This window comes from Sphaerotilus uruguayifluvii, assembly GCF_013294065.1.
GTDB lineage: Bacteria > Pseudomonadota > Gammaproteobacteria > Burkholderiales > Burkholderiaceae_C > Sphaerotilus > Sphaerotilus uruguayifluvii.
The window spans coordinates 30,299-45,594 of sequence record NZ_JABSNM010000002.1; the positions used below are offsets into that span (position 1 = coordinate 30,299).

Consider the following 15,296-nt stretch of genomic DNA (forward strand, 5'->3'; position numbering starts at 1 on the left):
GGGCTTGCTCAGAAGGCCGCGCCGGCCAGGCCCGGGAGCTGCGGCGTGCGCAGGCGCAGCGAGGTCTTGTGGCCGATGCCGTTGGCCGCCAGGCTCGCCGCCGGGTCGGGCACGAAGGGCTGGCCGCCGCGCAGCCATTCCACCCGGCCCCAGTCGATGCGCGCGAAGTCGGGATGCTGGCCGTAGAGGCCCGGCAGCACCGCCTCCTGCAGCGCGCCGAAGGGCATCTCCGGCGGCACCGGAATGCACAGCGGCGCGGCGAACATCAGATGCCGGTCCCAGTGTGGGGAGTCTCTTGAATTAAGACAGGTACGGGGGCGCGAAAAAATCGCCTAACCTGTTGATCCAATTGAGAAAACGCCGATTCTGTGTCTCAAATGGGATGTGATCGGAAGTGCGCAGGCTTGCGCCCGAATCGCGCGCGCTTTAAGACACGACCGCGCGGATCCGAGCGCGAATGAGCTGCGCTACTGCCCCGAGGCTCTGGGCACTGCCGCAGGGTCGTTTAACGCGACCACTGCGCCAGGCATGTGCAGGTTGCCCAGGCTGATGACGTTGCCGTTGCCCGTGATGTTGAAGACGGGCGTCACTGTCGGCATGGCATGGGGAGCGGGTGTGGCAGTCTGCATGAGCTGCGAGATGACGCCATGCAGGTCAGCGGGTGAAGACATGGTTTTCCTCCTGAGTTCATTCGGGGCTGAAATCTACCGCCAGGAGGTACCGCATAGAACCTTACGCGGGGGAAAACGTGATCATCCTCACGACAAACGCCCTGTTGATGGGGCCTTCTGTCTCGTAGATCAGCGAAATCAGCTCGGCATGCTTGTCCGGGGACAGCTGCTTCTGGGCCACTCGGAGGCCCTCCTCGACGGCAGCAATGGCGTCCTTCAGGCGCTGCTTGTCCAGACCTCCTGTGGCCTTGATGACGTCGGCGCGCAGTCGGGGCTCCCGTCCCGTGGCAAGCCAGTCGACGGTCACGCCCTTGGCTTGTGCCATCGCCACCAAGTGATCCATGCCAGGCTTGATGCCTCTGGTCAGGTACGCGCGAAGGCTCGACTCTGCAACCCCTGTGGAGCGTGAAAAGGCTGCGACTGAGTCCTCCCCAATCAGCTCCAGCAGGCGATCACGGACGTTCTTTTCTGGCGTGAGAAAGGAACGCTCCTGAGCCGGTTCGCTCTTTGCGTTCTTTTCGACTGTAAGTTGTTGATTTTTCAAGGTTTTTTGGCTGTTGATGGGTCTTGGTGCCCACGATGACAAAAGAACGGGGTGCCTTGGCGCAAAAAAGGACTTGCATCCCATCACTTTTTGCGGGATAGTTCATTCACCATGAACATTAACGCACAAACGACCGAAGCGACAGAAGACGCCGACCTGCTCGGCGATCGCCTGCGTCTGCGCGGGCAGTTGGCGCTGTTGGGGTGGCCCAGCCTGCAGGCTTGGGCGGTTCATCACCGCTTTGATCCCACTGCGGTTCACCATGCGCTCCGCACTTGGGCCAGACCTCGCAAAGACGGGCGCCGCCCTCACGGGAAGGCTTCGTCAGCCATCATCAGCAGCCTGCGTGAAACGCTGGCTGATGGCCGTAGATTCAAGGTGAACTGATCGTGGCCGAATGGTTCACCCCCCAAGAGCTGGCTGGTCTTCCTGGTATGCCGGGATCGCCACAGAAGGTTCGAGATCGTCTGCAAAAAATTTTGGACGCAGACCGCAAAAAGTGGCGGAAAAGGGTCGGTACAAAGGCGATCGAATATCACATTGACCTGCTGCCCGCAGAAACCCGCGCCTACCTGGCCGAGCAAGAACTTGTCGCGGTGGCCGCCCAGCTCTCCGAGCCGACGCGTGCCACGCTGGCTCTGCCAGCGCGTGCCGCGCCCACGCCTGCTGTGGCACCTGCGACCGATCGGCGCGAGCTGGTGAGTGTCGAATCTCCGGTGGCGCGCGCCACGACCGAGCAGCGAGCCATCCTCACCGCGCGCAAAGTCGTCATCGGCCACATCGAGCGCCTGGCCAGAGATCAGGGATGCAGCACCCGTGCGGCCTGCACGGTGTTTCTCTCCAGGGCTCGATCGGGCGATCTGTCCACCGAGGTGCTGGGGGTCTTGCGCCGCACGCAGGCGCCGCAGGGCCGGAAATCTGCGGATGGCCTGCCCAGCCTGCCGACGCTGCAGCGCTGGATCGGACTGAAAACCCAGCGCGGCGCCGATGCACTGCTGCCGGCAGATACCTCCACGCCGGATTTCACTGAACGGCCCTGGCACCCCGTGGTACGCACGCTGTACTGCCGGCCGCAGAAACCCACGGTCCGCTCGGTCTACGAACAGATGCAGGTCGAATGGCGACCCGAGTGGGGTTTCCCGCCCGGCGCACCGGCCCCCAGTTACCAGCAGGTGCTGCGCTATCTGCAGAAGCTGTCCGAGTCGGACAAGATGCGTGGCCGCTACCAGGGTTCGGCCCTGCGGGCGAAGAAGTTCTATCAGCACCGTGATGCCGAGGGACTGCAGCCCTGGGATCTCGTGCACGCCGACGGCTGGAATACCCACTTCCGCGCACCCCACCCGGTGATGGGCGAGCCGGTGACCTATGAGGTCTGGCATTTCCATGACGTGGCGACTCGCTACGTCACGCCGATGAGCATCGGCCTGACCGAGAACACGGACGTGATTCTGGACGGGCTGAAGGAATGCATCCGCTTCGGTGGCGTTCCTGCCGTGCTGCAGACCGACTCGACCCGTTCCATCAAGAACGACCGGGTGAAGTCGGAGCAGTTCGACGGCCTGGCCTCGCGGCTGGGCCTGGAAATCAAGCATCCGGCCGAGGTCGGAAACTCGCAGGCCAACGGCATCGCCGAGAACTTCAATACCTGGCTCGACCGGGAATCCCGGGCGCTGGCGACCTACCAGAACCCGAAGGGCATGGACGAGCTCGCCTACAAGCGGGTCGGCCGGATCTACAAGGGCATGACGAAGGCGCGCCGCGCCGGCGATTTGGAGAGCGCCCACGCGCTGAAGCTCCAGGCCCAGAGGGAGGGGCGCGGGCTGGTCTTCGAGACCTGGCAGCAGGCCTGCGACTGGATCCACGCCTTGGAAGAGAAGTGGAACAACCACCCCCACCGGTCTCTGCCCAAGGTGCGTGGTGCCGACGGCCGCAGGGTCCACATGACGCCTGCCCAGGCGCTGCAGGCCGCTCGCGTCGCGGGCTGGTCGCCGGTGGTGATGACCGAGGATGAGCTGCGTGATGCCTTCCGGCTGCACGTCATCAAGACGGTGCGCCGCGGTGCGGTCAGTGCCTATGCCGGCCAGCGTTACCGCTGCATCGAACTGGATCACCTGGAAGGCACTGATGTGCTGGTGGCGATCGACGCCGACGAGTACCGCCACGTCTGGATCAAGCACCTGGACGGCCGGCTGATCGCGCGCGCCGAACTGGTCGAGGCCTCCGGCTACATCACGCAGACGCTGGCCGACGCGGCGCGCGAGAAGCGCGCCTCTGCGCAGATCCGCCGGCGCGAGCGACAGATCGAGCAGATCGAGCAACGCACCGCGCCCCCTGCTCTTGAGCACCACGGGGGGGAAGTGTTCGAGATCCCGACCGACCTGGTGCAGCAGCGCCCGGAGCTGGAAGTCGTGGCCCGCGTGGCCGAGGTCGTGCCCCAGCAGGCCCCCGACGAGCCCGAGGGCATGGACGACTTCGACCGCTACTGCCTGCAGTTGGCCCACGAGCGCAAGGCCGCGAAGGTGGCGCAGGAGCAGGCCGAGCTGGCCGAGATGTCCGCCCGCCTGGAGCGCGAGCGCCGCGAGGCCGGCGAGTCGACCGGGGACTACATCCGCCCCGCGATGGGCGACTTCGATTTCTATTGAGGTGAGCCCTCAATGAAAAAGCCCGGCCACCGCGAAGTGGCCGGGACAAAAAACCCCCCAGAGGGGATTCAACGTAAGAGAACCGAGAGTATCCATGAAACGACACTTCGTCCGAACCGAAAATCTGGCCCGTCTTGAGGCCGGTATTGCGAGCTTGGCCGTGCGCGGCGCCCGCGAGGCCTCCTGGCTGCTGGTCACCGGCCGGCCTGGCGAGGGCAAGACGACCACGCTGTACCACTGGGGTGCGGCGGAAGCTGCGGTCTACCTGACGGCCGTGCAAGGCATGACGCCGGGCCGCCTGATCGCGGCGCTGGCTGAACGCATGGGCATCCCGCAAGGGCGCACCATGGAGACGGCCATCGGCGCCCGGCTGGTGGCCAGCCAGTCGGCCATCATCCTGGACGAGTCCGGGTTCGCCTTGGATGACCGGGCGGCCTGCCTGGAGCGGCTGCGCGGCATCACCGACAAGTCGGGTACGCCGGTGATCCTGATTGCCATGCCGCAAGACGTGTGGCGCTTCGGTCAGCACCAGCAGATCAGCAGCCGCATCTTCAACTGGGTCGAGTTCGCCCCGGCCAGCGTCGCGGATGTGGCCGCCGTCTGCCAGCAGCTGGCCGATGTGCAGATCGAGCCGGATCTGGTCCAGCGCATCCATGCCGAGACCGAGGGCCGCATGCGCTCGGTGCTGAATGCGATTGCCCGGATCGAAGGTGTCGCCCGCGCCGCCAGCAAGACCCGCATGGCCAGCGCCGACATGCGCGGTGCGCTGTGCGAGGACTACCGGCGCGGCCGCCAGGTCCTGTCGCGCGTCAGCCGCAAGGGAGGTGAGCTGTGAACACCCCCCAGAAGCCGATCCGCTCGATTCGCCGGCCGGCCCGGCTCGAGCTCAACAACGCGGGTGCCTGGCGCATCCTGATGACGATCGACGCCACTGACCCCCAACAGGTCGCGGATGTCAAGCGCGTCGCCGCCGAGATGGGCCAGGTCTACGCTGACCTCGGTGGTCGCATGGTCTGGCGCCTGTACGCCCCGATCGATCAGAAGGTGCAGGCGTACTGGGAGCCTGGCAGCGGCTGGAGGGACGTGACGTGCTGATCCCTCTGCTGACCCCGTCCACCGTGCAGCGTGCGGCCAGCGCGCCCGCCGTGATGCAGCCCCGGCCGAAGCGACCGCTGCGCACCCGCGCCTGGTGGGTGATGCGTGCCATGCCCGTCTTCAGCATGCAGGACCTGCTGATGACCTGCGCGACCTCCTCCGATCTGGCTGCGCGCAACAACCTGAACCGCTATCTCGCGGCCCTGCTGCGTGCTGGCGTGCTCGAGTCGGCGCCGGCTCTGCCTGGACAGCCGCCGGTCTGGCGCCTGGCTCGCGACCTCGGTCCGTTGCCGCCGTCGGTCAGCCACAGCGGCGAACTGACCGATCCGAATCCGCTGGTGGCACCGACCCGGCCCGCCGTCAGCGAAGCCGCGACGGCCTCATCGGGTGCGGCTGCGACGCGCAACCGAGCCCAGGTGCTCGAGGCCTGCCGGAAGTGCATGCCTGCGTGCGTCGACGATCTCTGCCGTGAGACCCAGCTCTGCCCTACCGTGGTGCGCCGCCATCTGCGTGCCCTGGAGCTGCGCGGCGAGGTCTACCGCATCCCCAGACCGATCAGCACCGACCCCGACCTCTGGATGGTCGCCACCACCGATGCCCAGCGCCGCGCCGCCGCCGAGCGCGCAGCCCAGCCCGCCAAGACCCGGAAGTGATGAGGATGACCATGACCCAATCCAACCCCATGATCCGTGCCGATGTCCTGCGCAACCGTCTGGCCGTCTTCGAGGCCCTGATGGACATTCAGCCGGCGACCAAGTACGAGCTGGCCGAGGCGACGAAGCTGTGCGTCGGCAGCGTCCAGGGGCACCTGTTGGCGCTCATTGACGCGGGCGAGGTCTACCGCATCGAGGGGTCGCGCGGCCAGCGTGCGACGCAGCCGGACCGGTTCCGCGTCGAGCTGAACGACGCCGCTCGCCGCGCTGCGGCTGCCCAGGCGCGCATGCTGCGCTCGCCCGCTGGAGGTGCTTCCGCATGAGCGCTGCCGACCTCACCCACACCTGCGCGGTCTGCGGCGCCGAGGAGTCCCTCGACGCGCTGCTGATGCGCATGATCGACGACGACGAGACCCGCCGGCTGCTGGCCGACGTGGTGACCTGGAGCCTGCCGCTGGGCGGCCAGGTCGTGCAGTACCTGCGCCTGCACAAGCCGGCCAAGCATGTGCTCAGCCTGGTCAAGGTCCGCAAGCTGCTGGCCGAGCTGGTGCCAGACCTGCGCCGCGGCGCCATCCTGGCCCGCGGTCGCGAGTGGTCTGTCTCGCCGGAGATCTGGCGAGACGCCTTCGCCGAGCTGCTGCGCGCCCGGGATCGGGGCCTGCTGGAGCTGCCGCTGCAGGGCAACGGCTACCTCTACGCCGTCCTGGTGCGGCTGGCCGACCGCGCCGAGGGGGTGGCAGAGCGGGCCGTCGAGGTCGAGCGCCGGCAGGGCCGCGCTGCCGTGCCTGCCCCGGTGCCGGTTGTGCCGGCCCCGGCGGAGCCCGATCTGGCGCCGGTGCGCCGCGGCGTGCCCGAGGGCGTGCGGGCCCTGGCCGATCGGCTGCGCCGACCCGGCACCGTCTCGACCAGCACCGCCCATGACCCGAAGGAGCCGTCGTGATGGCCACCCGCATCGATGTCACCCGCCGCCTTGACCAGGCGCGCGCCGCGATCCCGCCGGACTGGCGTGCTGTGCTCGAGCGCGAGATCAGCGCCGACCCGCGCGGCAAGCTGGGCCTGGCCGAGCGCATGGGCGTGAGCCGCGTCTACGTGAGCCGGGTCGCCACCGGCCACATCCCGCCCGAGCAGGTCAGCCCGAGATTCATCGCGCGCCTGTACGAGTCGCTGGAGGCCTACATCTGCCCGCACACCGGCCAGACCATCGCCCCCAGCCTGTGCCGCCAGACCGCGGCGCGGACCTACGAGTCCTTGACCTTCGCCGAGGTCGACCAGTGGCGCGCCTGCCAGTCGTGCCGTCACAACCGGCTGGCGGCTCTCGCCGGCCCGTCCGAATCGTCCCAGGAGAGCTGAGCATCATGTCGATCGACCACCACAACCACGATGCGCCGGAGCTGCGCGTGCTCAGCCTGGTGCTGGCTTTCGCCGCCGGTGTCGCGACGATGGGCATCGCCTACAACCTGCAGGCAGAAGATCGCGTCGCCGACGCAGAGTCGACGGCGGTTCGTGCCGTCGAGGACAGCGAGCGGGCGCGCCGCATTGCCCACCAGGCGGTCAACCGCGCAGCGGAGTGCCTCGACGAGCTCGCGGTGGAGCGGGCGAAGTCGCCGGTCGCACCTGCTCTGCGCATGGTGCAGCCGAAGGAGGCTCGCCATGGCTGCTGATCGCACGCACCACCGTCCCAGCACGCTCTCGATCGAGGTGCGTCGCCGCAACGGCATCAAGGCCATCAAGGCAGCTCAGCGCGCGCTGGATCTGGATGACGCCACCTATCGGGCGATGCTGGCCACGCTGACGGGCAAGACCAGCGCGACCGAGCTGAGCCTGGCGCAGATCGGCCGCGTGCTCGATCACCTCAACCGCGCAGGCGGTGTCAGCCCGAAGGCCAAGGCACGCGCCGCCGGGCGTACCCGTCCGGTGCCTGCGCAGGATCGCGCAGCGCTGATGGCCGAGGTGCACGGCTGGCTGAATGAGCTGCAGCGCATCACGGGCAAGGAGCACACGCTGCGGTACGCCGATGCGATCGCCAAGCGCAATGGCTGGGGCGAGACGGTGGACCTGGTGTCACCGCAGGACCTGCATGCGCTGGTCGGGGCCCTGGCGCGCACTGCCCGGCACAAGGCCTACCAGGCGCATGAGCGACTGCAGCGCGAAGCAGGAGGTGTGTGATGCCCTCCACGAGTCCTTCCACACCGGTCTGGCCGATCACGCCCGAGCAGCTGCGGCACCTGATCACCTGCGTGACGCCCCGCGATCTGATCGATCTGTCTGAGCACCTGCCCGCTGGCACGGCCGAGATGGTGCGTGTGCTCGGGCGCGAGCATGCGGCCCGGCTGGTCAACAGCCTGCCGGGCGTGCTGATCCGCGTGCCGGTGGCCGAGAGCACGAACGAGTCGGGGCGTCGCCGGCGCGCCGAGCTGGGCCGGCTGCTCGGCGACGAGCTGGCGACCACGCTGTTCGGGGCCTATGGCGGCGAGACGATGCGTGTGCCCGTGCTGCGCACGCTGCTGGCCCACAAGCGCCGGCGCTGGATCTCGGCCGCCTACGACGCGCTGACCACCGGCCCCAGCCCCACCTGCTCGAGCCAGTACGACGCGATCAACCTGCTCTGCATGAGCCTGGCTGCGGCCGGGCTGACGATGACTGCCCACCAGATCGAGCGATCGCTCAATGAGGTGGCCCCAGACGCCAGCGATCTCCATCAGCTGCGCCTGCTGTGAGCCGCCACCGGCCTGCCGGGGTGGCAGGCCGGCATCCCGCTGAACTGAACGACGAAGGAGGCCATCATGGCCACGAAGAAGACCCGCATGAAGTCGACCGCCGTTGCGGTCGCCGTGCCCCAGTCGCGCAGCATGTGCGCTGACGACATCCGCCGCATCGGCGACCTGCAGCGCGAGCACGCCCGCGTCGCCGCCGAGCTGAACGACCAGATCGCCGCCCTGACCAACGCCGCCGAGCCGGTGCTGGCCGAGCTGTCGCAGCGCATTGCCGCGTTACAGACGGGCGTGCAGACCTGGTGCGAGGCCAACCGGGTCACGCTGCTGGGCGAGGACGACCGGAACGGCAAGACGGCCAACCTGGTCACCGGCGAAGTATCCTGGCGCGTGCGCCCGCCCAGCGTCAGCATCCGCGGCACCGAGGCCGTGCTGGAGGCGCTGCGCCGCGGCGGTCTGGAGCGCTTCATCCGAACGAAGGAGGAGCCGAACAAGGAAGCCATGCTCAACGAGCCCAGTGCGCTGGCCGGTGTTCCGGGCGTCAGCATCGTGCGCGGCGTCGAGGACTTCATCATTACCCCCTTCGAGGCTCAGACCGAGGTGACGGCATGAGCCGGGCCGTGCCTGCGGTCCTTCTGTGGATCGTGATGCTGGTGCTGGTCGCCCAGTGCATGGGGTGCGGTGGCGGCGATGAGGTGGATCGGCCCGACGTGCTGGTGCTGACCGATGTGCCCGAGCTGGGGCCTGACCTGGCGCGTGCCCTGCCCGTCAAGGTCGAGGCGCGCATCGTGGCCACCAGCGCCGCTCCGGCGCTGCTGTCCTCGCCTGATGTGGCCAGCGCTCGACTGGTGGTCGCTCATCACGCTGCGCCGGCTGCCACGGCCGAGCAGACCTGGGCTGAGCATGACCGGCTGTGCGCAGCAGCCTGGAACGCCGGCATGCGCTGCCTGATCACGCTGGTCGCAGCCGATGATCTCGACCAGATCAGCACCAAGCGTGCCATGGCTGCCTGGTGGGACGGCACCACCTGCGATCTGCGGCCGCTCGAGGGTCAAGACCTGGTGCGTGCCCTGGTCGGCTGCGTGGCGTCGGCGATCGATGTGCCGTCGCCCGCGAAGATGCCGCGTCAGCCGGTGGCACGGATCGCACCGGTCAGCTCGGCGGAGGCGCAGTGATGGGGACGACCACCACGGCCGCGGCCCGCTCGGCTACCCTCGCCTGGCGCCCGGTGACGGCCAGCGACTGGGCCAGCATGCAGCGCGACCTGTCAGGACGGTTCGGTTCGGTGAAGTTGCGCTGCGACAGCTACCTGATCAGCATAGAGCGCGCCCTGATCGACAAGAACAGCCTCGGGCTGCTCGTCTACGTGAACGGCTTCATCCGAGGTGAGTGGCTCATCAACGACTGCGAGGAGCGGCGCCGTTTCCTGCGGAAGTCCATGCGCCGGGTCTTCTCTGCGGTGGATGTCGAGAAGATCTGCAAGGGGCTGGGCAAGCGTGACCGGGAGGCCTGCATCAAGCGTCTCGACCTCGAGCGCAAGCGCGAAGCCTACTCGTTCCACTGGGGCAGCTTCGACGCGCTGCGCCGACACCTGATCGCCCACAACCGCGTGATCCAGGTGCAGCACTGGCCCTATGCGATCGTGGCTGGCGCCGGCACCGATCAGGAGCACGTCGTGGGGCATTCCGACCGACTGACCGACGCGATCGATCGGGCCCTGCAGCTGCGCTGCGACGTCATGAAGTGCCTGGAGGACGGGTCGATGACGACCGAGTTCTGATCAGGTCACGAGCCGGCGCCGCATGCGCCGGCTCTTCTCCTCTTGGTCCGGGTGGGGCAAGAGGAGAGGAAGAGGGTTTCGTTGCGGCAGAATCCCCGCGCGAATTTTCGCGTTAAAAGGGAGATGCTATGTCGCTATGGAAGTACGCCCCGATCGGGCTGGTGGTGGGGGCTGTGGCGCTGATGACGGTGCCTGACATGGTGAGGGATCACAAAGAGAGGCAGAAGGCGGCCGAGCATGAAGCGCTTGTCGCATCCATCGAGAAGAAGCTGGATGCCACAGAAGCAGCCCGGAAAGCGGAGGTCGCATCAACTGCCGCTGCTCGCAAGCCCGGAATCGCAGTGGCATCCCTGAACAAGTCACGTAGCGATGTGGACGAGATCGACTGGTATGCGCCATCCAGTGCCACGAGCGGCCAGGATGTGTTCACGGCCTATGTCGGAGACAAGGGTGAGCGCCCGTGGCTGCGCGTAGTGCTGTCTCGGTCCGACGGCGGAAACTTCCTGATCCTGAACGGCGTGACGCTCGTGGCTTCGGGTGTCCGGGCAACAGCATCGGGCAAGCTCCAGACCGAAGCGACGAGTAGCGGCAAGGTGTTGGAGCGGATCGACTTCCAGGCCGAGCCAGACATGGTGGCTGCACTGATCGCGGCGGCCGACGGCGGCAAGGGGGTGATCAAGCTGATCGGGCACAACGCCAGCGAGGAGCGCCACCTGACGGAGATCGAGTTGGTCGACCTGAAACGTGTTGTTGACGCCTATCGTGAGCTGGGTGGCAAGTAGAGTTCCGAGAGCAACCCAGGGGAGAAGCGGTGCTGCGCCACTGGTTCCCCTGCCCGCCCGGCTTGCCGTGGCGGGCTTTTTCATGGCGATCGGACCGGATGAGTGCCGTCTAGCTGCGGCCGACTGACTGCCGGCTGACATCGGGCGGACCATCGGGCACCATGGATGCCCCTTCCGCTACCCCTCCTCTCCACCCCCGTCCGTCGTCGGGGCCGCGCATGTTCGGCTGGCTCGTGCTGGCGGTGCTGCTGACGGCGCTGACCTACACGCTCGCGCCGCAGCAGCTGCCGGTCTCGGTCTACAAGCTCAGCCTGGTCGCCACCGCGGCGGTCGTCGGCTACTGGATCGACCGGGCGATGTACCCGTATGCGCGTCCCGATGCGCTGCTCGACATCGCCGGCGGCGCCGACCACATGACGCTGTGCGTGCTGATGACGGGAGCCACGCTACGCCGTGCGCTCATCGTCAGCGCGACGATGCTGGCCGTCGGTCTGGGGGCATGAGCGTGCCGCACCGCATCGACACCCGGTTCCGCGCTCGCCTGCGCCTGTGGATCGGGGTGCTGCTGGTGCTGTGGGTGCTGGCCGGACTGTGTGTCCTGGCGGCGCTGCCGGCGCAGGCTGCGCCAGCGCGTGGGCCGGTTGCCCTCCAGCCCGCCCGCGGCGCCGTGCCGCCGCCCGCACCCACCCTGCCCGATGGCGCCCGGCGCTGGCGCGGTGACCTGGTGCGGGCCGCGCATGCCGCCTGGGGGCTGGATGCCCCGATTCCGGTCTTCGCCGCGCAGGTTCACCAGGAAAGCGAGTGGCGTGCGGAGGCAGTCAGCCCGGCCGGTGCTGTCGGCATGGCCCAGTTCATGCCTGACACCGCATCGTGGTGGTGCCGCCTCAACAAGATGTCGCGCGAGCAGTGCCAGCCGCGCCAGCCGGTGTGGGCGCTGCGTGCTCTGGTCGGATACGACCGCTGGTTGTGGGACCAGATTGGCAGCCTGCCCGGCGCGCATCGCATCGATCCTGCCAGTCGGATGTGGGCTGCGCTGCGTTCCTACAACGGCGGCCTGGGGCATTGGCAGGCTGAGGCCCGCGTCGCCGGTTCGCTCGACCGCCTGGCGGTCGATGCCGCCTGCGGTCGCGCGCGGCGTCATCGTTCGCACTGCGCGGAAAACCTGGGCTATCCGCAGCACATCATGGTCCGGCTGCAGCCGCGCTACGCCACCTGGGGCCCGGTGCTCGATCTGCGTTCTTCGGGTGGGGTGCGGTGATGGCCGAACAGGACATCTTCGTCTCGGTGCTCACGGGCTTGAATCTGGTGGTCACCCTGGTGGCCATCGCGGTACGTCGGCGGGGTGACACCACACGCATCGCCGCGCTCGAGCGCGAGATGGGCGAAGCGCTGGCCGCCCATGACGAGCGCCTGGCCCGCATCGAGGCCGCCGCGCGCTCGCATCCGACGCACGACGATCTGGCCAAGATCTACGAGCGCATCAACGAGACCAGCCGCCTGATCCATCGTGTCGAGGGCACGGTGGAGGGCATGGACAACAACCTGCGCCTCGTGCTGTCCAAGCTCGTGCGCAACTTCGACACCACCCGACCGGGAACCCTCCATGACCGCACCTGATCCCGTGCGCCGCCGCCGAGCCAGCACGCTGGCCAGCGTCTTCTTTGCCCCGATGGGGCAGGCCACCGTGCGCGACCTGCAGCGCGAGCTGGAGGCCGTCCACAACATCGCCGCCAGCCGCGATGCCGTGCGTGCTGACCTGAGCTGGTTGCAGGAGATGGGGCTGGTGCGGCTGCTCGACGACACCGCCCAGATCACCGAGCGCGGCCGCGACGTGGCCCGCAACACGGCCCCGTGGCCGGGGGAATGACGAGATGGCCCACCCGAAAGAGACCCGCCTGAGCCTGCGCGCCGCCTTCCTGGGCGGCCTGCCGCTCGACCAGGCCGCGCAGAAGGTCGGCGTGCCGGTGCAGACCGCGCGGCGCTGGAAGTCCGAGGCGGCAGCCGAGGGCGACGACTGGGACAAGTTCCAGGCCGCCAGCCTGCTGGTGAGCGGCGGCGGCTTCGAGCAGGCCATGGGCCGCGCGGCGGCTGCGATGGTGCTGCGCTGCGAGGCGCTGCTGGAGCGGCTGCAGCACGACACCGAGATCGACCCGCTCGACGCCTCGAAGGCCATTGCCTCCCTCAGCGACAGCTTGTCCAAGGCGCACGGCGCGGCCAAGCGCTTCATGCCCGAGACTGACCGCCTGGCGGTCGAGAACGAGGCCGTGAAGGCATTCGCCGACCTGATCATCAAGCGCGATCCGACGGCGGCCGAGGCCGTGCTGTCGGCGCTGGAGGCATTCGCCATGGGCGAGCGATGACCGGCATGTCTGACATCGTCGATCGCCTGCGCCGTCCTGGCTTGCCGGCCGTGTGCGCCGAAGCAGCCGCAGAGATAGAGCTGCTCAGGCTGCAGGAGGTGGGTGCGAAAGAGGCGTTCGGCGTCGTCGTTGACGATTGCGATGCCCTCAGGGGCGAGTGCAAACGACTGCAGGCACTGCTTGATGGTGCACACGAAATCATCCGCCGCAATGCGGCCTCAAAGAAACTCACATGACCAAGCCGACCAATGACCAGATCGAGGACGCCATCGCCGACGCGGAGGAGGCAATGGATGGGGACTCGAAATGGCCTGGCCTGACCTACGAGCAGGGAGTGGCTGAGGCGCTGCGCTGGTCCCTCGGACAGACCAACTTGCATCCGCTCAGCGACTGACCAGCATTACACCGGGCGGAAAGATGGCCACCAAGGGCAAGGGTTTAACGCAGAAGCAAGCCGCGGCCGACCTGTCGGCCTACGCCGCGCAGCTGCGCCAGCGCATCGAGGCGCAGGTGTCCGGGTTCGACCCGGACCCGCGCGCCCGGGCCGAGCGGCGCCGGCGCGCCGACCAGGACTTCGAGTTCTTCATCGGAGCCTACTTCCCGCACTACATCCGCTCGCCCCACAAGAGCGAGCTGCACCGCTACCTGTTCAAGCGCCTGCCCGAGATCGTCGCCAGCACCAGGAGCGAGACCGACGCCATCGCCGCGCCGCGCGGCGAGGCCAAGAGCACGCTGGTGTCCCAGCTCTTCGTGCTCTGGTGCCTGGTCACCGGCCGCAAGAAGTACCCCGTCATCGTGATGGACTCGATCGACCAGGCGTACCCCATGCTGGAGGCGATCAAGGCCGAACTGGAGTTCAACCCGCGCCTGTCCATGGACTACCCCGACGCCTGCGGTCAGGGTCGGGTCTGGCAGTCCGGCACCATCGTGACCCGCGGCGATGCCAAGGTGCAGGTGGCGGGCTCGGGCAAGAAGCTGCGCGGCCTGCGCCACGGCCCGCACCGGCCTGACCTCTGCGTGCTCGACGACATCGAGAACGACGAGCAGGTGCGCAACCCCGACCAGCGCGACAAGCTGCAGTCCTGGCTGACCAAGACCGTGCTGCCGCTGGGCGGTGCGGCGGCCAAGTTCGACGTGGTCTACATCGGGACCATCCTGCACTACGACAGCGTGCTCAACCGGACGCTGTCCAACAAGATGTGGCGCACGGCCAAGTTCCGCGCGCTGCTGCAGTGGCCTGACCGGATGGACCTGTGGGACACCTGGGAGGCCATCCTGCGCAGCGAGGGCGAGGCTGAGGCTGACGTGTTCCACGCGCTACACCGCACCGAGATGGATGCTGGCGCGGCCGTGTCCTGGCTGGCGCGCCCACTGGTGGCGCTGATGAAGATCCGTGCCCGCGACGGTCACGACGCCTTCGACAGCGAGTACCAGAACGACCCGGTCGCGGGCGACAACGCGCCGTTCGCCAACTGCCTGCAGTTCTGGGTCAACCGCCTGGCGGACTGGATCTTCTACGGCGCGTGCGACCCGTCGCTCGGCAAGGCCGGCGCCAGCCGCGACCCCTCGGCGCTGCTGGTCGGCGGGCTCAACCGCGTCACCGGCGTGCTCGATGTCGTCGAGGCTCAGATCAAGAAGCGCCTGCCCGACCGGATCATCGAAGACGTGATCGAGCTGCAGAGCCTCTACAAGTGCGTGCTGTGGGTCGTCGAGTCGGTGCAGTTCCAGGAGTTCCTGCGCACCGAACTGGTCAAGCGCTCGGCGACGCGCGGCGTGCCGGTGCCGGCCCGCGCCGTGCAGCCCATCGCCGACAAGCTGCTGCGCATCGAGAGCCTGCAGCCGCATGTGCGCAACGGCCTGATCCGCCTGCACCCCAGCCAGCAGACCCTGATCGACCAGCTCCGCCACTTCCCCAAGGCCGACCACGACGACGGCCCGGACGCGCTGCACATGCTGTGGATGGCCGCCACCTCCGGCCTGGCCAGCGTCGCCGTGGCCACCCGCGCGCCGCGCGCGCCGGCCGCCAGCCGCATCAGCCTGCGCGGCTACTGACTGACC

Annotated in this window: 26 protein-coding genes; 23 read left to right on the forward strand and 3 right to left on the reverse strand. The window is 68.1% G+C overall.

What is annotated here, in order from left to right; genetic code table 11:
• Positions 1-8: 8 nt before the first annotated feature.
• The 3 genes from HNQ01_RS02365 to HNQ01_RS02375 all read right to left on the reverse strand — a co-directional run bounded on the left by HNQ01_RS02365 (position 9) and on the right by HNQ01_RS02375 (position 1,299).
• The gene (locus HNQ01_RS02365; RefSeq protein WP_353621630.1) at positions 9-329 is read right to left on the reverse strand and encodes a phenol hydroxylase subunit P4; all 321 of its coding nucleotides are present in this window, start codon (positions 327-329) and stop codon (positions 9-11) included.
• Positions 330-467: 138 nt separating this feature from the next.
• Positions 468-671, reverse strand: a complete 204-nt coding sequence (locus HNQ01_RS02370; RefSeq protein WP_173803734.1) for a hypothetical protein — start codon at positions 669-671, stop codon at positions 468-470.
• A gap of 61 nt (positions 672-732) precedes the next feature.
• Positions 733-1,299 (reverse strand): helix-turn-helix domain-containing protein, encoded by a 567-nt coding sequence (locus HNQ01_RS02375; protein WP_173803735.1) that lies wholly within the window; start codon positions 1,297-1,299, stop codon positions 733-735.
• 27 nt (positions 1,300-1,326) lie between these two features.
• Here HNQ01_RS02375 and HNQ01_RS02380 point away from each other — a divergent pair, with 27 nt between their 5' ends.
• From HNQ01_RS02380 to terL, 23 genes are all read left to right on the forward strand, one after another.
• Positions 1,327-1,602, forward strand: coding sequence for a hypothetical protein (locus HNQ01_RS02380; protein ID WP_173803736.1), 276 nt, complete (start codon positions 1,327-1,329; stop codon positions 1,600-1,602).
• 2 nt (positions 1,603-1,604) lie between these two features.
• Positions 1,605-3,857, forward strand: coding sequence for a DNA-binding protein (locus HNQ01_RS02385; protein WP_173803737.1), 2,253 nt, complete (start codon positions 1,605-1,607; stop codon positions 3,855-3,857).
• A 94-nt stretch (positions 3,858-3,951) separates the two neighbouring features.
• Positions 3,952-4,692 carry an AAA family ATPase gene (locus HNQ01_RS02390; protein WP_173803738.1) on the forward strand — a complete coding sequence of 247 codons (741 nt, stop codon included), beginning with the start codon at positions 3,952-3,954 and terminating at the stop codon, positions 4,690-4,692.
• Positions 4,689-4,952 (forward strand): hypothetical protein, encoded by a 264-nt coding sequence (locus HNQ01_RS02395; protein WP_173803739.1) that lies wholly within the window; start codon positions 4,689-4,691, stop codon positions 4,950-4,952. Before HNQ01_RS02390 ends, HNQ01_RS02395 begins: the two co-directional genes overlap by 4 nt.
• Positions 4,946-5,605 carry an ArsR family transcriptional regulator gene (locus HNQ01_RS02400; protein WP_173803740.1) on the forward strand — a complete coding sequence of 220 codons (660 nt, stop codon included), beginning with the start codon at positions 4,946-4,948 and terminating at the stop codon, positions 5,603-5,605. Before HNQ01_RS02395 ends, HNQ01_RS02400 begins: the two co-directional genes overlap by 7 nt.
• 11 nt (positions 5,606-5,616) lie before the next feature.
• The gene (locus tag HNQ01_RS02405; RefSeq protein WP_173803741.1) at positions 5,617-5,928 is read left to right on the forward strand and encodes a hypothetical protein; all 312 of its coding nucleotides are present in this window, start codon (positions 5,617-5,619) and stop codon (positions 5,926-5,928) included.
• Positions 5,925-6,545, forward strand: a complete 621-nt coding sequence (locus HNQ01_RS02410) for a hypothetical protein (RefSeq protein ID WP_173803742.1) — start codon at positions 5,925-5,927, stop codon at positions 6,543-6,545. The genes HNQ01_RS02405 and HNQ01_RS02410 overlap by 4 nt, the downstream gene beginning before the upstream one ends.
• Positions 6,545-6,955, forward strand: coding sequence for a hypothetical protein (locus HNQ01_RS02415; RefSeq protein ID WP_173803743.1), 411 nt, complete (start codon positions 6,545-6,547; stop codon positions 6,953-6,955). Before HNQ01_RS02410 ends, HNQ01_RS02415 begins: the two co-directional genes overlap by 1 nt.
• A 5-nt stretch (positions 6,956-6,960) precedes the next feature.
• Entirely contained in the window at positions 6,961-7,266 is a 306-nt protein-coding gene (locus HNQ01_RS02420; protein ID WP_173803744.1) for a hypothetical protein, read from the forward strand.
• Positions 7,256-7,771: a regulatory protein GemA gene (locus HNQ01_RS02425; RefSeq protein ID WP_173803745.1), complete on the forward strand. Its 516-nt coding sequence runs from the start codon at positions 7,256-7,258 to the stop codon at positions 7,769-7,771. Before HNQ01_RS02420 ends, HNQ01_RS02425 begins: the two co-directional genes overlap by 11 nt.
• Entirely contained in the window at positions 7,771-8,322 is a 552-nt protein-coding gene (locus tag HNQ01_RS02430; RefSeq protein WP_173803746.1) for a hypothetical protein, read from the forward strand. Before HNQ01_RS02425 ends, HNQ01_RS02430 begins: the two co-directional genes overlap by 1 nt.
• A 66-nt stretch (positions 8,323-8,388) precedes the next feature.
• The gene (locus HNQ01_RS02435; RefSeq protein WP_173803747.1) at positions 8,389-8,928 is read left to right on the forward strand and encodes a host-nuclease inhibitor Gam family protein; all 540 of its coding nucleotides are present in this window, start codon (positions 8,389-8,391) and stop codon (positions 8,926-8,928) included.
• Positions 8,925-9,491, forward strand: coding sequence for a hypothetical protein (locus HNQ01_RS02440; protein ID WP_173803748.1), 567 nt, complete (start codon positions 8,925-8,927; stop codon positions 9,489-9,491). The genes HNQ01_RS02435 and HNQ01_RS02440 overlap by 4 nt, the downstream gene beginning before the upstream one ends.
• Positions 9,491-10,096: a hypothetical protein gene (locus HNQ01_RS02445; RefSeq protein ID WP_173803749.1), complete on the forward strand. Its 606-nt coding sequence runs from the start codon at positions 9,491-9,493 to the stop codon at positions 10,094-10,096. Before HNQ01_RS02440 ends, HNQ01_RS02445 begins: the two co-directional genes overlap by 1 nt.
• Positions 10,097-10,224: 128 nt before the next feature.
• A complete protein-coding gene (locus tag HNQ01_RS02450) occupies positions 10,225-10,878 on the forward strand; it encodes a hypothetical protein (protein ID WP_173803750.1) in 654 nt (217 codons plus the stop codon).
• Between the two features lie 218 nt (positions 10,879-11,096).
• Positions 11,097-11,381 carry a putative holin gene (locus HNQ01_RS02455; protein WP_286180422.1) on the forward strand — a complete coding sequence of 95 codons (285 nt, stop codon included), beginning with the start codon at positions 11,097-11,099 and terminating at the stop codon, positions 11,379-11,381.
• Complete coding sequence (locus HNQ01_RS02460) at positions 11,378-12,136, forward strand: transglycosylase SLT domain-containing protein (protein WP_173803752.1); 759 nt, start codon at positions 11,378-11,380, stop codon at positions 12,134-12,136. Before HNQ01_RS02455 ends, HNQ01_RS02460 begins: the two co-directional genes overlap by 4 nt.
• Positions 12,136-12,495: a hypothetical protein gene (locus HNQ01_RS02465; RefSeq protein WP_173803753.1), complete on the forward strand. Its 360-nt coding sequence runs from the start codon at positions 12,136-12,138 to the stop codon at positions 12,493-12,495. The genes HNQ01_RS02460 and HNQ01_RS02465 overlap by 1 nt, the downstream gene beginning before the upstream one ends.
• Positions 12,482-12,745 carry a hypothetical protein gene (locus HNQ01_RS02470; RefSeq protein ID WP_173803754.1) on the forward strand — a complete coding sequence of 88 codons (264 nt, stop codon included), beginning with the start codon at positions 12,482-12,484 and terminating at the stop codon, positions 12,743-12,745. Before HNQ01_RS02465 ends, HNQ01_RS02470 begins: the two co-directional genes overlap by 14 nt.
• 4 nt (positions 12,746-12,749) lie before the next feature.
• Positions 12,750-13,238: a DUF1804 family protein gene (locus HNQ01_RS02475; protein ID WP_173803755.1), complete on the forward strand. Its 489-nt coding sequence runs from the start codon at positions 12,750-12,752 to the stop codon at positions 13,236-13,238.
• Positions 13,239-13,243: 5 nt separating this feature from the next.
• Positions 13,244-13,474, forward strand: coding sequence for a hypothetical protein (locus HNQ01_RS02480; protein WP_173803756.1), 231 nt, complete (start codon positions 13,244-13,246; stop codon positions 13,472-13,474).
• Complete coding sequence (locus tag HNQ01_RS02485; protein ID WP_173803757.1) at positions 13,471-13,632, forward strand: hypothetical protein; 162 nt, start codon at positions 13,471-13,473, stop codon at positions 13,630-13,632. Before HNQ01_RS02480 ends, HNQ01_RS02485 begins: the two co-directional genes overlap by 4 nt.
• Before the next feature lie 23 nt (positions 13,633-13,655).
• Complete coding sequence (gene terL, locus HNQ01_RS02490) at positions 13,656-15,290, forward strand: phage terminase large subunit (protein ID WP_173803758.1); 1,635 nt, start codon at positions 13,656-13,658, stop codon at positions 15,288-15,290.
• Positions 15,291-15,296 lie beyond the last annotated feature (6 nt).

Excerpts from the sequence above, each read along its gene's own strand:
- HNQ01_RS02370 (WP_173803734.1), bottom strand. The coding sequence starts at position 671 with ATGTCTTCACCCGCTGACCTGCATGGCGTCATCTCGCAGCTCATGCAG.
- HNQ01_RS02375 (WP_173803735.1), bottom strand. The coding sequence starts at position 1,299 with ATGGGATGCAAGTCCTTTTTTGCGCCAAGGCACCCCGTTCTTTTGTCA.
- HNQ01_RS02380 (WP_173803736.1), top strand. The coding sequence starts at position 1,327 with ATGAACATTAACGCACAAACGACCGAAGCGACAGAAGACGCCGACCTG.
- HNQ01_RS02390 (WP_173803738.1), top strand. The coding sequence starts at position 3,952 with ATGAAACGACACTTCGTCCGAACCGAAAATCTGGCCCGTCTTGAGGCC.
- HNQ01_RS02405 (WP_173803741.1), top strand. The coding sequence starts at position 5,617 with ATGACCCAATCCAACCCCATGATCCGTGCCGATGTCCTGCGCAACCGT.
- HNQ01_RS02410 (WP_173803742.1), top strand. The coding sequence starts at position 5,925 with ATGAGCGCTGCCGACCTCACCCACACCTGCGCGGTCTGCGGCGCCGAG.
- HNQ01_RS02415 (WP_173803743.1), top strand. The coding sequence starts at position 6,545 with ATGGCCACCCGCATCGATGTCACCCGCCGCCTTGACCAGGCGCGCGCC.
- HNQ01_RS02420 (WP_173803744.1), top strand. The coding sequence starts at position 6,961 with ATGTCGATCGACCACCACAACCACGATGCGCCGGAGCTGCGCGTGCTC.
- HNQ01_RS02425 (WP_173803745.1), top strand. The coding sequence starts at position 7,256 with ATGGCTGCTGATCGCACGCACCACCGTCCCAGCACGCTCTCGATCGAG.
- HNQ01_RS02430 (WP_173803746.1), top strand. The coding sequence starts at position 7,771 with ATGCCCTCCACGAGTCCTTCCACACCGGTCTGGCCGATCACGCCCGAG.
- HNQ01_RS02435 (WP_173803747.1), top strand. The coding sequence starts at position 8,389 with ATGGCCACGAAGAAGACCCGCATGAAGTCGACCGCCGTTGCGGTCGCC.
- HNQ01_RS02440 (WP_173803748.1), top strand. The coding sequence starts at position 8,925 with ATGAGCCGGGCCGTGCCTGCGGTCCTTCTGTGGATCGTGATGCTGGTG.
- HNQ01_RS02445 (WP_173803749.1), top strand. The coding sequence starts at position 9,491 with ATGGGGACGACCACCACGGCCGCGGCCCGCTCGGCTACCCTCGCCTGG.
- HNQ01_RS02450 (WP_173803750.1), top strand. The coding sequence starts at position 10,225 with ATGTCGCTATGGAAGTACGCCCCGATCGGGCTGGTGGTGGGGGCTGTG.
- HNQ01_RS02455 (WP_286180422.1), top strand. The coding sequence starts at position 11,097 with ATGTTCGGCTGGCTCGTGCTGGCGGTGCTGCTGACGGCGCTGACCTAC.
- HNQ01_RS02460 (WP_173803752.1), top strand. The coding sequence starts at position 11,378 with ATGAGCGTGCCGCACCGCATCGACACCCGGTTCCGCGCTCGCCTGCGC.
- HNQ01_RS02465 (WP_173803753.1), top strand. The coding sequence starts at position 12,136 with ATGGCCGAACAGGACATCTTCGTCTCGGTGCTCACGGGCTTGAATCTG.
- HNQ01_RS02470 (WP_173803754.1), top strand. The coding sequence starts at position 12,482 with ATGACCGCACCTGATCCCGTGCGCCGCCGCCGAGCCAGCACGCTGGCC.
- HNQ01_RS02475 (WP_173803755.1), top strand. The coding sequence starts at position 12,750 with ATGGCCCACCCGAAAGAGACCCGCCTGAGCCTGCGCGCCGCCTTCCTG.
- HNQ01_RS02480 (WP_173803756.1), top strand. The coding sequence starts at position 13,244 with ATGTCTGACATCGTCGATCGCCTGCGCCGTCCTGGCTTGCCGGCCGTG.
- HNQ01_RS02485 (WP_173803757.1), top strand. The coding sequence starts at position 13,471 with ATGACCAAGCCGACCAATGACCAGATCGAGGACGCCATCGCCGACGCG.
- terL (WP_173803758.1), top strand. The coding sequence starts at position 13,656 with ATGGCCACCAAGGGCAAGGGTTTAACGCAGAAGCAAGCCGCGGCCGAC.